Below are 14,883 nucleotides of genomic sequence, written 5' to 3'. Positions count from 1 at the left end.
CATGAATCATGCATTGGTTCGGTCGGCGATTGTCGGGAAACCTACGATGCTAGTCGGTCTCAATACTAAGAGTTGCCTGGCTATCTTGTAGTTCGAATGACTAGTTCGCCGGGCCTATAGGTGGTTCCTCTCTCCATCTAGTGGTTTCTGCTGTAACTCGTTTTGATCACAGATAGAACGATGGCAGCATCGAATTCCGATCGTCATTGTCTTCTCCTCAGCTTCCAACTGTCACAGGAGAGAATCCGATGTCCCGGAGTTGCAAACGCGGGTTTACGCTCATTGAACTCTTAGTCGTCATCGCGATCATTGCAATTCTGATTGCCCTGTTGCTGCCGGCTGTTCAGAAGGCTCGCGAAGCGGCTTGGCGGACACAATGCAAAAACAACTTGAAGCAACTTGGGCTAGCAATGCACAACTATCATGACGTGCATAAGATGTTCCCCCCAGGTTACCGGTTCATGCCAAATTCGCCGATCGAGGCGATGGGCACGCCAAATGTCTCATTGTTGCCATTTCTCGAGCAAGCGAATCTTCAGAAACTTGCCGATGCGGAAATCCCCTGGTATTTGCAAACTCCCTCGACAGCGCAAACGATCGTGCCGGTCTTCGTTTGCCCGTCGGATGTTGCGGCGAATCCCACAGCGTATCCCTGGATCGCGGCGATGGGAGTACCTGTGGGAGATACGTTTGCAAACTCGTCATACGCTTACAGTTTTGGCTACCGCGATGCATTCAGCTTTAGTGCTGGGTTTAACGCTCCGCCGACCACGCCGGAGTCGGGGGTCTTTGCGTTTCATTCCCGCACCCGGCTGGCGTCAGTTACCGACGGAAGTAGCAATACATTTGCGATCGGCGAAGCGGCATCCGGCTTTCGAATTTGTGAAGGAATCGGATGTGACACCCCGGTCACCGGGCCAAATGGCGAAAGCGGATCGGCTCATGGTTGGCTAGTCGGTGGAGCCGGAGCCGAGCCGTTCTACGCGACTGGCCTCCGTTACACCGGTCATGCCGCTAGTACTGTCGAGCGAATGAATAAGAGACCTGTTACTGATTCCTACGCGGGCATTTCGGGATCACAGGCTTTCGACAATAGAGCAAGTTGGGAAGGCGGTCCGCATTGGATGAGCCATTTCCGCAGCTATCACGATGGCGGTTGTCACTTTCTGTTTTGCGACGGATCGGTCAATTTCCTCAGCGAAAACATCGACATGGCAACATACCGGAATCTCTCATGCATGCAAGACGGCCAGGTCGTTGGCGAATACTAAGTAGTCCACTTCGTGTCGGCGTGAATATGTAAGTGGGAACCGTGAGCGACGTCAGACAGGCTAATCCGTTCGAGCAAATTCAATCGCTGTGTCGGGACTTTCGACGACAGCTCAAAAACGGTGCGTCGATAACGATCGAAGACTACCTGGAACGCATCGAACCACCATCGCGGGAGATGCTGTTTCTGAACCTATTGCATGTCGAGATCGAGTTTCGACGACGACAAGGTGAGCAAGCGACGTCGGATCAATACGCCAAGCGGTTTCCTGAGATGATGGGACTCGTCCGCCAGGCATTTTTCGAATCGACAATTTTGTCGATGAGTTCGCACGTCGATACACCCGCGGACAAAAAGACCGTTCTCAACGGAATGCCCGCCGCTCGCAAATTGGGCGACTATGAACTCCTGCGAGAACTCGGACGGGGTGGCTTTGGAGTTGTCTATGAAGCTCGGCATTTGCAACGTCATGATCTGGTAGCATTAAAAACTTTGCCGACACTGATGGATGGCCAACCGCAGCCGCTCGAAGATGCCGGGCGGCTCCACCGATTCCGACGTGAGTTTCGTTCGCTTTCGGAGATCAATCACCCGAACCTTGTGGGCATGCAGTCGCTGGAAGTTGAAGGTCGGCAATGGTTCTTCACGATGGACCTCATCCGAGGCACCGACTTTATCACGTATGTCAGACCTCAAGGGGAGTTGGAAGAAAGTCGCCTGCGTCATGCGATGACTCAATTGGTAACGGGCGTGTTGGCACTTCACCGTAACTACATTATCCATCGTGATCTCAAACCTTCGAATGTGATGGTCGATGAGGACGGTCGGGTCGTGGTGCTCGATTTTGGGCTTGTACTCGAGCAACAACATACGTCGTTGGCCGAGACGGAAGATGGCATCGCCGGCAGTCCTGCGTATATGTCGCCTGAGCAGGCCATGTCGAACACCGCGACAGCCACCTCCGACTGGTACTCCGTTGGAGTTATGTTGTACGAGGCGTTGACCGGCAAAGTTCCGTTCTCGGGAAGCGTATTGAAGGTTTTGCAGGACAAGCAGCGGGACCCCGCACCGTCATTGCCTCGCGACGGAAACTTGCCCGACGATCTTTGTGACCTGTGTGAAGCCTTGCTGGCAACAAACCCCGAAGATCGCCCCGATCCTGCCGAGATTGCCCGTTCGGTGGCATATGCCGATGTGGCTACCAACTCTGTGTCTCCGACTCGTACGCATGGTTTAATCGGTCGCGAAACCCACCTGACAGAACTTCGAACCGCACTGACCGAGTTCAACGATAGTGGTCAGCCGATTGCAGTCTTTGTCAACGGACGCTCTGGGGAAGGCAAAACGTCGCTATGCGAAGCGTTCTTGGGACAAGTCCGCCTACAGTCGCAATATGCGCTACTGACCGGTCGTTGCTATGACCGCGATTCCGTGCCCTTCAAAGCGTTGGACACCGTCATTGATGCAATCTGTGGATATCTCAATGGCCTGCCCTCGGAGACCGTCAGCTCAGTCCTCCCACGCGATGTTCAAGCGCTGCAACATACATTCCCGGTCTTTGGTCGAGTGAAGGAGATTCGTGCCCTTCGATCAGGCAATTTCGATGAACTCGATGACCATGAAGTGCGGAATCGAGCGTTCCTGGCGATGCGAGAATTGCTGGGTAGAATCAGCGATCGACAACCCGTGATTCTGTTCGTCGACGATCTCCAATGGGGAGATACCGACAGTGCTGAAGTTTTGATGCAAATTCTGCGTGGCCCTAATCTACCGCGTGTGTATTTTTTAGGCACCTATCGAACGGATGAGGCAGACGATAGTCGATTCCTCAAGGCATGGCAGACAATCGCCAAGCAACAGCAAATTGTGGTGGATACGCGGTCGCTCAGTGTGGGTCCGTTGACGGCTGACGAATGTCGACAACTCATGATCGAGATGCTAGAGACCGACACGGAGGTCGTCCGCCGCCGAGCTGTGGAGTTCTTCAGCCAGACGGCCGGGAACGCGTTCTTGTTCATCGAACTGGTGGGCTGTTTCGATCCCGAAGCGGATTCGTTCCATCAGATTCCCGTCAATCAGATCATCGACAACAAACTCCGGGATTTGCCACCGGAAGCGACAATACTCTTACAACTGATCAGCGTTTCCGGACAAGCGTTGCAAACGAGTGAGGTTGCTATAGCGGCAGGTCTCGATGCCGTTCCCATGGCCACGCTAACACGAATGCGGAATGCCCGGTTAATTCGCTTCGTGGGAGACGAGACCACCCCAGTCGTCGATACCTATCACGATCGAATCCGGGAAACGGTGTTGGCTGAACTCGACAAGATACGTGAAGTCGAACAGCACCGTTTGCTAGGTCAAGCCATCGAACAGTTACATGGCGGATTGACGGAAGAGCAGGTTACGACCATCGAGCAGGGCAACTTCGAACTGAACGACGACGCAGCCCTGACACGTCTATTTGACTTGTCGTTTCATTTCTCCATGGCAAACGATTCGCGGAAGGGATTTGCATATAGTGTTCTCGCCGCTGAGCAGGCGCGTCGACAGATGTCATTGGAAGGTGCCTTGCCGAAGTACGAGGCGGCGCACACGCATTTTGGTCATGCCAGTCAGTCGGCTCAGTATCAACTGTTACTGCGACTTGGCGAGACGCTCAGACTTCTCGGCCACTATGCTAAGGCTGAAGAGACATTGTCCGCCGCGTTGCCACTAGCGAGAGACGTGGTCGAACGTGGTGCAGTTGAGAATGTGCAAGCGGAAGCTTGTCGTCAGGCGGGGCGCTACGAAGAGAGCGCCAAACGTTTCGCAACGAGTCTGCGGTCGATGGGAGTTGTTGTACCAACTTCGATGCCGGGGCTGATTTTCGGGATCGCGAAACAAGCGACGATTCAGGGGTACCACTCACTAAGAGGATACCCACGACCAAACAGCAAACCGGCGGATCGGCGTGAACGACTCATCACAAAGTTGCTAACGGGTTATTTCACGTCCGTGTGGTTCCGGAGTACGCCTAGTGTGCTCTGGACAAATCTTGCTTCCTTAAATCGTGCCGAGCGGTTCGCGCCTTCTCGTGAACTCATCCTAGCCCAGAGCGTACACGCGGCAATCTGCTTCGTCACGAAATTCGAAACGCGTGGTCGTCGTTATCTGGATCGTGTCTCCACAGCAACCAGCGACGATGATTTCGGCACACGTTTGCTCCACCACTTCCATGCGTCAGTCGGTCACTATACCTGTACGCGATTCGTTGAAACACAACAACATGCCGATCAGGGACTGGCTATCCTCGAACGGAGTGGCGACGTCTGGCGAGGATTACTGCTGCGACTTCATTCTCTACTAGCTGAATTTCGACTAGGCAATTTGGAATCGGCTCTCACTGGCGCTCTTGATGGTTTCGCGGAAAGTGTACGTCTGGGTGATCCCAATACTGCTCACGACTACATCAACTTAGTAGCGATGATCACGGACGGACGGTTTCGCTTTGAGGAAATGAACTCCGCGTTAACGCCGATTCCCGACAACTTCCAGGCAACGAATCAAAAACTGCAAGCCGAAGCCCGTTGGCATTTACATCATGGCCGCATCGAAGAAGGGTACCGAATCGCTGAAGAAGCTTTTCAGTTGATGAAGAGGAACGTCGTGATCAACCACATCACGAATCCAAACTTTCCGTTGATTCTCAAAGCTATCCGACTCTACGCGGATGAGATTCAATCGACAGACCCTGCGGCGGCCCAGGCGGAATTGAAGAAAGGTTACCGTCGGGCCAAGTGGGCTAGTCGTATCACCCGCGGCGGGGCAGATCACGCCGCCACGTTACGCGAACTCGCCGTCTATCACGAACAACGTGGCCGGGTCCGCAAAGCGATCAAAATCCTACGGCGGAGTTATGAGATCGCTGAACAGTACGGGATGAAAGTCGAAGCAATCGAGTCACGTTGTCTTCACACACGCTTGAGTGCCGAATGTGGTCTGGCTACGCAGGCTGAGTGCGACAAGGCTGCTGAAGCATTATCGCAACTACGCTCGCAACTCGATGAATCGTTCAAGACACAACCCTTTTTACGCGATGTGTAACCACTCCAATTCCAACTCAGTGGCAACGAGTTTCGACCGGCCTAGATCAAGACACTCTTACAAAAGTTCTTTGTTACCACCGATTGCGACCCTACGTGCATTCGGTTTTCGGGAGCCCCCTTAAACGGGGCTTGTCTCAAATCATCAACGAATCGTAGTCCGACGAATCCGCTTATGAACGACCTCGAACGGAACAACAGTTTTGAGCAAATCCAGACGATTTGTCGGGACTTTCGGCGAAAGCTGAAAAGCGGTATGCCCAAGCGGATCGAGGATTATCTCGATCGAGTTTACGAACCCTCCCGCGAAATGCTGTTTCAAAATCTGTTGCACGTTGAGATCGAGTTTCGTCGGCGAGGGGGCGAACAACCGGAGTCGAATGAGTACGTCGCTCGGTTTCCGGATCTCACACGACTCGTTCGTCAGGCGTTTTTCGAATCGACAATGATGTCGATGAGTCCGGAAGTTGAAACTCCCGCGGACGAAAGGACGATCCTTTACGGAATGCCCGCCGCACGCAAGTTGGGTGATTACGAATTGTTGCGGGAACTCGGTCGCGGCGGGTTCGGCGTGGTGTACGAAGCCCGACATTTGCAACGTGGCGATGTCGTCGCGATCAAAACTTTGCCCACGCAATTCGACGGTCAAACCCATCCGCTCGACGACGCCGAACGTCTGCATCGTTTTCGCCGGGAATTTCGATCACTCTCGGAGATCAATCATCCGAACTTAGTCGGAATGCAGTCGCTGGAGGTCGATGGACGACAGTGGTTCTTCACCATGGACCTCATTCAAGGCGTCGATTTTCTCGAATATGTTCGACCGCAAGGCGTGCTCGACGAAACACGGCTGCGGGAATCGCTGGTCCAACTCGTTACGGGAATCCTCGCGTTGCATCGCCAGGAGATCGTACACCGCGACCTCAAACCCAGCAATGTGTTTGTCTCCGCCAATGGGCTAGTGACGATTATGGACTTCGGGCTGGTCGCGGAACTTCAACTGCGAGCCGACCAAACGATTTCCATGTACTCGAAGCAATTCGCCGGGACGCCACGTTATGTCGCTCCTGAGCAAACACTCGGGGTACGTTCCACCGCGTCTGACTGGTACGCCCTGGGCGTGATGCTATATGAAGCCTTGACGGGTGAGGCTCCGTTTACAGGTTCGCACGTCGACCTGATTCTGAAAAAAAGAACCGAGGACGCGCCTCAACTTTGCGAGCGCGAAGACATCCCGAAGGATCTCGCGGAATTAGTCGATCAACTGCTGCTACGATTGCCCGAAGATCGCCCCGAAGACGACGAGCTTGCCGCACGTTTGGGAATCGCGTTGGACGCGCAGACGCGAGAACCCATCGATAGTAATCTTTCCAGTCTCTCCGGCCATTCCGGATTTCTACTCGTTGGCCGAGAGTCTCAACTAGCGAGATTGGAACAGACGCGACGAGAACTTCTTCAGACGCGGCAATCGTTCGTCGTCTTCATCAAAGGTCGTAGTGGTGAAGGGAAGACGTCCCTGGCAGAAAAGTTCCTGAGAAATCCCCGGCTTAGTGATGACCTGCTTGTGCTGTCCGGGCGTTGCTACGATCGCGAGTCGGTGCCGTTTAAAGCAATCGACTGCCTCATCGATGCGTTGGTGGCCTATCTCCGCACGCGACCGACTGATGAAGTGCATCCGCTGCTACCAGACGACATTGTAATGTTGGCTCAGTTGTTTCCTGAACTGCGACGGGTCGAAGTCATTGCCGCCCATCCGACTTTCAATCTGGCCGGGATCGACAGCCGGCAAATTCGCTTCCGCGCGTTCGCCGCACTTCGCGAGTTGTTGATCTCGATTGGTCAATCGACACCATTGATCTTATTCGTAGACGATCTGCAATGGGGGGACGCGGACAGTGCGTCGGTGATGGCGGAATTGCTTAAACCGCCCGGTGCTCCTGCGGTGATGTTTCTGGGCACCTACCGCAGCGATGAAGCCGAATCGAGTCCGTTCCTCACAACGTGGCAGCGGAACCGACCGGAGGTGCAGGAGTCGACCGTCGAAGTGACGCCGCTGTCACAAGACGAATGCACGGCGTTGTTCGCTGCACGTTTGGGGGTGACTGATGAATCTTTGCGACAGCATGCGGCGAAACTTTATCAGGCCGCACAGGGGAACCCTTACTTTCTGGAACAACTGCTCGAAGGCTTCGACCAGGAGACAGGGGAATTCCAGTCGATCCCACTGCAGGACGTTATTTCACGTCGACTCGGTCGACTTCCGCAGGATGCTATGCCTCTGTTGGAAGCGATTGCGATCGCCGGACAGGCGGTGCGGATGGATGAAGTTGCCCACGTCGCTGGTGGGCTTGATCCGGCGTTCGCGACGATCATGCACATGCGAAGCGAACGCCTGGTGAGGTTGATTGGCTCCGAAAACCAGCAACTCGTCGACACGTATCATGACAAGATCCGCGAAACGGTGCTGATGGCAATGGAGCCGCAACGGCATCGTGACTTGCACTTACTGTTTGGCGACTACCTGGAACAAACCGAGAAGCTGACCGCAGCACGAGTGCTTGAACGCTTGAATGTCGATCCTGTCGATGACGAGACCACCGAAACCATTGCATCCGATCGCATCGTGGATCTTGCCTACCACTTCCACGCAGCCGGAGATTCCAGGGCTTTCGCGTATCAATTTCTGGCGGGGGAGTTAGCCTACCGCGCTTACTCCACAGAAGAAGCATTGGAGTTTCTCAAAACCGCGCAATCATTGCTGCCAGTCGATGCAAGCGACGCCCTGCGTTACCGCCTGCTCGACCGTCTGGGCAATACCCTAATCCGACTGAAGTCATTTGCGGATGGGCTGAATCTGTTGCATCAGACGATTGAATTAACGCCTTCAAACCTTTCTCGGGCGCATACGTATTTTCGAATGGGTTTGGCTACGGCAACAATCGCCAAATACCGCAAGTCGCTCGAGTATTTCGACCAGGCCCTTGCGGAAATCGGTGCCTACAGACGGCAGGGACTCAGGGCAATGATGACCATCCCTTTCATGGCCGCGCGAGTTTTTCTGTTTCCGCACCGTCGCTGGTCGCATTCACCTCCGACCCCGAAGCAGAAACAAAGAGCAATGGAGCAGCGGATCCATTTTCAGCTTGTGAATCTGCTGTTCGAATCGTCGCCCATGGGACAATACTACTCCATGTTTCGACTCGCGCGGTTGGCTGCTGACTCGGGGAATCAGGAACTCCATGCCGAAGGGTCAATCGAGCTTGCAGGATTTCTATTCATTGCTGGACTACCACGGTTTGGGAAGTGGCAAGTCCGAAAGGTGGACCTTTCGTTGCTGGCTCGAAATTCTCTGGAGAGCCGGGGAGAGTGCAGTAAACTGCGTGGGCTCTATTACAACGCAATTGGAGAATTACAGCAGGCTAGAGGCGACTTTGAAGAATCGTACTCGGTTCTCTCGAAAGTCGGTTTGCATTGGCAAGCATCATTCGCGATTCATTTGGCTCGTCACGTGCTTCAAATTGCTGGCACCTCGACCGAGGAAGCGGATGCCGCCCGTGCGGTAATTTCTCTCGGTGAAACAACCGGGGACGCCAGAGGCCAATGTTGGGGGCACTACGATCTCGCTAGCGGATTAGCCCGAGCTGGACAAATCAAAGCCGCGAAACAGCGGATCGATAAGGCTCGTGTTTTGATGTCCGAATGCGAGGCATCGGCGAGTACCGAGACGATCTTTCTAGCGACCGAAGCCTACGTATTGCTGCAGGCCTCGGAATATGAATCGGCCCGAGCGGCTGCGGAGAACTCGTGGCGATTGACCAAACGCTTGATGCTCTTTATGGAATACAACCTGTTTAGCCTACCAGTCTTGATCGCGAGTATCACCGGGCCGGAATGGGTCAGAACGCCGGCCACTGAAAAACGGGTTTTGAAACGGCTTATGCGAGCATCGTGGACGCCGATGGCAATGCATCCGAATCTGAAACCGCACATTTATCGAGCCCATGGAAGAGCACTATGGACGCTCGGCAAACATCGCAAAGCCATCCGTAGCTTTCAAAGGGCCATTGAACATGCGGAAAGAATCGGTGCCGACCACGACCGGGCCCGCTGCTTGCTCGATCTAGCGGCCGTCCAAGAGGACGAGCGGAACGAAAGACGTCAGACAGCGATTGAACTGCTCAAGAAACAAGAGTCTGTCCTCCCCTGGGCCGAGCGTTGGCTTTTGGGAGATCACTTCGACGAAAAGTGCGTGGCTCCACCACCATAGATTCCGCCGGACGAAGTGGGATCCGTTGCGTATTTACAACTTCCGACAGGTCATGATCAAATGCTGTTTCCAATCTGCACGCAAAAAGGGTACAACTGTTTCATGCCTCCGCTAGTCGTGGCAACCCGTCCGCCAACATTTGCACGCTTGACTGGCGTGGAAAACTCTGATGAGGCGGAACCTTGTTGCGGGAGAATCAGTTTAACGACCTCCCTCAACTCGCGTCGCCGACATCGGTGGCAGACGGATTTTCCGCAGTCGTTTGGCCGAATGAATCGTCGACATGCAACACGCCGATGTGGCAGAACTGATCGACCGTGTCCGGATGGGCGACGAGGATGCGCGAGAGCAATTGTTCGGGCTGTGTCGAGTTCAACTCAGGCAGTGGGCGACAGCGGTTTTCGCCGGTCAATTAGGGCCAGTCTGGGATCTGTCCGACGCGGTTCAGGAGTCGCTCGCCGAAGCCAGCCGCGACTTCGCAGCGTACCGCGGTCGCAACGAGAACGAACTGTTTGCGTGGCTCCGGCAGATTCTTCATCACACAATCATGGATCGCCTACGTCATCAAAGTCGGCAGAAACGACATGGCGGTCCGCTCCAATCACTCGATCTCAGCCACGCTTTTGGTACGTCTCTGAAGGATATCGTCCCCGATGCCGGCTCGTCGATCAGTCATCGCATCATTCGCGACGAACAAACCGAGACACTCAGCCAGATGATCAATCATCTCCCCGAGGATCAAGCGACAGTTGTACGGCTCCGCCACCTGCAGGGGCTCTCCGTTGACGAAATTTCCGCGCAGCTCAATCGCTCGGCACCGTCGGTGGCTGGACTATTGATTCGGGCAATGCGGCGGTTGCGGGAATTGATGGCCAACCAGGATTCTTGACCGATGCTCGATTCATTCGCCCCAGACGATCGCTCTCACCGACTTGAACAGGCGGTTCTTGAATGGTTGCGAGCCGAAGATCGAGGCGAACCGCTGGAGCCGGCACAACTCCTCTCGACCTATTCCGATGTCGCCGACGAGTTGCAGGATTACTTCACAACGCTCGAGGCCTTAGGCAGATCAGGCAGTCGCTCGACCCGATTTCCCAAGCGCAACGGAAATGACAGCACAGTTGACGATCTGCGGGTGCAAGGGCCGGCAAATTGTCCCGTTCCACCGACTGTGGATCTCCAGCTCGCGCCCGATACTCTGGCTCCGGAATTCGACTTGCTGGAAGTAATCGCCTGCGGCGGAATGGGGGCGGTCTACAAGGCCCGTCGGGTTTCCCTCGACCGTATCGTTGCTTTGAAAGTGGTCCTGTTAGGAGACTGGGCCGCGGCTGACCATCGGGATCGATTTCAAATCGAGGCACGGGCGTTGGCCAAATTGCGACATCCCGCAATCGTCACGGTCTACGGAGCAGGGGAGTTGAATGGGCGGCCGTATCTCGAGATGGAGTTTGTCGAAGGCCGGACTTTGCAGGTAGTCATCGACGACGGCCCGTTGGAGGCCCGACAAGCGGCGGACATTCTGGCCAAGGTCGCGGTTGGTATTCAAGTGGCGCACGACAACGATGTGCTGCATCGCGACCTTAAGCCGTCAAATGTTCTTCTCGACAAGCGAGATCAACCGCACGTCGCCGACTTCGGTCTGGCGAAGATTTTAAGTGAACGCGACGACCTGACCCTCACTGGCCAAGTCATTGGCACTCCCAGTTATCTGTCGCCCGAACAAGCAAGTGGTTCCCGCGAGGTAGGCCCAGCAACCGACATTTACGGTTTAGGAGCAATTCTCTATGCCGCAATTACGGGACGACCACCGTTTCGGACTGCAAGCACCGCTCAGACACTGCGGCTCGTCCACGAGATGGAACCGCCCGATCCACGTTTGCTCAACCCTGCCGTGCCATGTGACCTGGCCGTAATTTGCCTGAAATGTCTTCGCAAAGAACCGCGTGCCCGTTACGCATCGGCCGCCGAGGTCGCCCAGGACTTGCGACGGTTTCTTGACGGCACACCAATCCAAGCGCGCCCCGTCGGACGACTCGAACGCACTTTGCGATGGACGTACCGGAATCAGCTGCTCGCGACGATTCTGGCCTTGCTAAGTCTCTGTATTGTTGTCGGCGTCGTGGGGCTTCTCGTCCATGTGAATACAATCGACGATCTCAATTCGCGATTGTCGAACCGAAACGACAAACTCAAATCCGCACTCAACACGGCTGAATCCTTGCGACAACGGGAACAATCGACTGCCGATCGCATGCGACAATTGAGCTACGCCGCCGACATGCGGCTAGCGGTCGAAGCCCGGCAGCGAAACGACATCCGACAGGTCGCCGATTTGCTCGACAATCACAAACCGCAAGCCGGGAGCCGCGACGTGCGGTGTTTCTTGTGGCGATACCTAAGCCGCGTAACGCCGCAACCGTTACAAACTTTTGGCCGATTTGACCGGCCGAACTACTATGCCCAGTGGTCACCCGATGGTCGACGGTTTGCAGTCTGCGGGGCAGACGGTTTCGTGCGTTTTTTTGACCCGAGAACGGGAAAAATGATCATCGAAACAGACAGTCAGCAGAAAGAAGTCAACTCCGTCGCCTTCCATCCGGAATTACCCATTCTGGCCACTGCCGGGGATGACGGTACGGTTCGGTTGTGGAAGTTGCCGGACTTCGACCTCACCGGTTCAACTGTGGGGTTAATCGAGGACGGCACGCTGGAGGTCTTTGACGGACGCCCCGTGTACGGCGTCGCATTCACCCCGGATGGGCAAACACTAGCGGCATGTGGAGACAATCCAGACGTCCAGATTTGGGACGTCAACACCCGGACTTGCCGCCGTGTGCTCAGTGGACATCACGTCCGAAGGGTGGAAGCATTGGCGATTTCCCCGGACGGTCGCTGGCTCGTGACGGTCGGGTGGGACCGCTCTTTCGTCATTTGGAACTTGGAAACGCAATCAGTCCAGCTACAACGAATAGTCGGTCCATACCCTCTAACGTGCGTTGCGTTTCTCAGTGATGGAGAGCATTTCCTCGTCGGTGCGGTCGACGGAAGCGTTCGGATGTGGGACTTAACGCAGGCCCGACAGCGAGCCCGTTTTGACCGACCCGACGGAATTCAACAAGTCGCCAACGTCGACCAAAACCATATGCTCATCAGTGACCGTGGCGGAACGGTGTGCCTGCTGAAGTGCACGACTGGGGACGAAGCAGGGGGAATTGATGTCGTCACCGCCTGGCAAGCAGACAGCGAGCGCATTTATGGACTAGCGGCGGAACCCAGCGGCGAAACTTTCATCACGGCATCGAGGTCCGGTCGAGTGAATCGATGGATCACTCACCACGTCGAGCCTGCGGTCATACGTCTGGGCGGTCAGTCGGAATGGTACATGAGCCGGAATTTTCCTAGCAAAAGCCTCAACAACGGAAGAATCCTCATCTGCTCGTCAAGCAAACTGGTCCGCCACCATCTGACAACTCAGCATTCAGAGAATGTGCTTTCAACCGACAATGGCGTACTTGTCTCCTGCGATGCCCGACCCGACGAAAGCTTAGTTGTCGTTGCGGAACATCCAAATCTCGTGCATGTAGTAGCTAAAGGCCAAGAAGTCCACACAATCTTGGCAGGTGACGCCAACGACGAAATCCGAGCGATACGGCTCATGCCCGCTTCCGATACCGCCGTCATCCAACGCAGACATGGTGCTCTCCAAACACTGGATCTCCACACGAGTGATTTGCAAAATCGCTTCTCCCCATGCGATGCGCTTTCGTCAATGTCAGGTGCTGACTGCATGTGGATCGCCGAGAAACAGACAAACTCACTCGTCGCTATCGACTGTCAAACCTGGAGGCCGATTCGTCGCATCCATGCCCATCGAGATACGATCTTCGCCGTCGTCGAATCACCGGACGGCAGTCGGGTGGCCGCCACGGGAGCCGATCGCAGCCTCTCCCTTTGGGACACCACAAACGGAGAATTGTTGCACCGCTTCGAATCGATGCCGACAACGCCTACAGCTTTGGGGTGGTCGCCGGACGGCTTGACAGTCGCCGCTTGCACCGAAGGAGGCACAGTCCACCTGTTCCAGGCCGCAACGCTGCGAGACATGGGACAGGTGTATCAAACGGAAAGCCCGTTGACTCAAGTGACGTTTGCACCGGACAATCAATGGATGTCGGTCGTCGATGATCAAATGCGAATTCACGTATTCGAAGGGCAGCGGACCGATCGAGAATCCATACCTCCAGAATGAATGTTGGCGAATCTTCGGTACCGCTCATGCCAGGGTTCGCGACCAGACCAGCGAGCTTGCACTGCCCACGATCTCGCGTCCCTCCTAAGCAGAACGTTCCGTTGAATCCTGTCTCACGCACGCAACACTTTGTATGTAGACTCTGGTTCCCGTCCAGAAATCCGCCTTACTATTCGTCCTGTATCAAGATAGATCGAACGGTCCTTGCGTAACGAACTTGGTAGCGTTGTCAGTCCATAGACGAGGCCGTCTCTGGTGTAGACGCATCCACGTTACCGTCGAACAGGGCACGTTAACACGATTACTTGACCGGACGCCAAATCGGACTTGAAGGAATTTAATGGTCTCGTAACCACGAACTCCGGACTGGATTGACTGCAAAACCGCAGAAAGTTACGATTTCCGCTGAGCCGTCATCAGCGAATGACAGGTCCGGAGAGGTGGCAGAGCGGCCGAATGCACTGGTCTTGAAAACCAGCGTCGGGCAACCGACCGGGGGTTCGAATCCCCCCCTCTCCGCTTGATGCTCGAACTTGATGCCGCTCGCAAGTCAAGGAATCAGAGGCACTTGCGAGCGGCTTTCGATCTTATGGGTTTTGCGTCTCCGGATTGGCACTATTGACCAAAACGGAACACACGTGAATCCGGCAAGTTTTTCGGCAAGAAATCGGAACGAGCATCATCGGTGCCCGTCGCCTTGGCCTTCTGCGGCTCGCTGTGGTCATCTGACGGCCGGACGTCGGGAACCGCACCGATGGCCGATGCGAGGTCGTACATCGTCGCGTGAGTGTACCGCATCGACATCGCGGCCGTTGTGTGACGTGCGAGGTACATTACCTCTCGCGTCTTGGCACCGGAGTTTGCCAGCCGAGTACAGAACGTGTGCCGCAACGCGTGGAAGTCGATCTTCCCGGCATCGGTGCGGAACGGAATCCCGGCCGCTTCCAGGTCAAATTTGATGAGCTTATTCCCGTAGCTGTTTTCTGCCCACCGGCCCGGCCACAACCGATCA

Annotated in this window: 6 protein-coding genes and 1 tRNA gene; 6 read left to right on the top strand and 1 reads right to left on the bottom strand. The window is 55.2% G+C overall.

The window, feature by feature from the left end; translation table 11 throughout:
- The first annotated feature begins 248 nt into the window (after positions 1 to 248).
- The 6 genes from AC5DDB_RS10330 to AC5DDB_RS10305 all read left to right on the top strand — a co-directional run bounded on the left by AC5DDB_RS10330 (position 249) and on the right by AC5DDB_RS10305 (position 14,390).
- A complete protein-coding gene (locus AC5DDB_RS10330) occupies positions 249 to 1,271 on the top strand; it encodes a DUF1559 domain-containing protein (protein WP_491739636.1) in 1,023 nt (340 codons plus the stop codon).
- Positions 1,272 to 1,312: 41 nt separating this feature from the next.
- The gene (locus AC5DDB_RS10325) at positions 1,313 to 5,356 is read left to right on the top strand and encodes a protein kinase domain-containing protein (protein ID WP_491739635.1); all 4,044 of its coding nucleotides are present in this window, start codon (positions 1,313 to 1,315) and stop codon (positions 5,354 to 5,356) included.
- A 174-nt stretch (positions 5,357 to 5,530) separates the two neighbouring features.
- Positions 5,531 to 9,622, top strand: coding sequence for a protein kinase domain-containing protein (locus AC5DDB_RS10320; RefSeq protein WP_491739634.1), 4,092 nt, complete (start codon positions 5,531 to 5,533; stop codon positions 9,620 to 9,622).
- Positions 9,623 to 9,905: 283 nt separating this feature from the next.
- Positions 9,906 to 10,511, top strand: coding sequence for a sigma-70 family RNA polymerase sigma factor (locus AC5DDB_RS10315; RefSeq protein WP_491739633.1), 606 nt, complete (start codon positions 9,906 to 9,908; stop codon positions 10,509 to 10,511).
- A gap of 3 nt (positions 10,512 to 10,514) precedes the next feature.
- Entirely contained in the window at positions 10,515 to 13,871 is a 3,357-nt protein-coding gene (locus AC5DDB_RS10310; RefSeq protein WP_491739632.1) for a WD40 repeat domain-containing serine/threonine-protein kinase, read from the top strand.
- A gap of 434 nt (positions 13,872 to 14,305) precedes the next feature.
- A tRNA-Ser gene (locus AC5DDB_RS10305) sits at positions 14,306 to 14,390 on the top strand.
- Between the two features lie 96 nt (positions 14,391 to 14,486).
- Here AC5DDB_RS10305 and AC5DDB_RS10300 read toward each other — a convergent pair.
- Positions 14,487 to 14,876: a tyrosine-type recombinase/integrase gene (locus AC5DDB_RS10300; RefSeq protein WP_491739631.1), complete on the bottom strand. Its 390-nt coding sequence runs from the start codon at positions 14,874 to 14,876 to the stop codon at positions 14,487 to 14,489.
- Positions 14,877 to 14,883 lie beyond the last annotated feature (7 nt).

It is taken from the genome of Thalassoroseus sp. (assembly GCF_984380535.1).
Note: the sequence above shows the minus strand (reverse complement) of the source record. Positions and strands in the feature narration are given on the sequence as shown.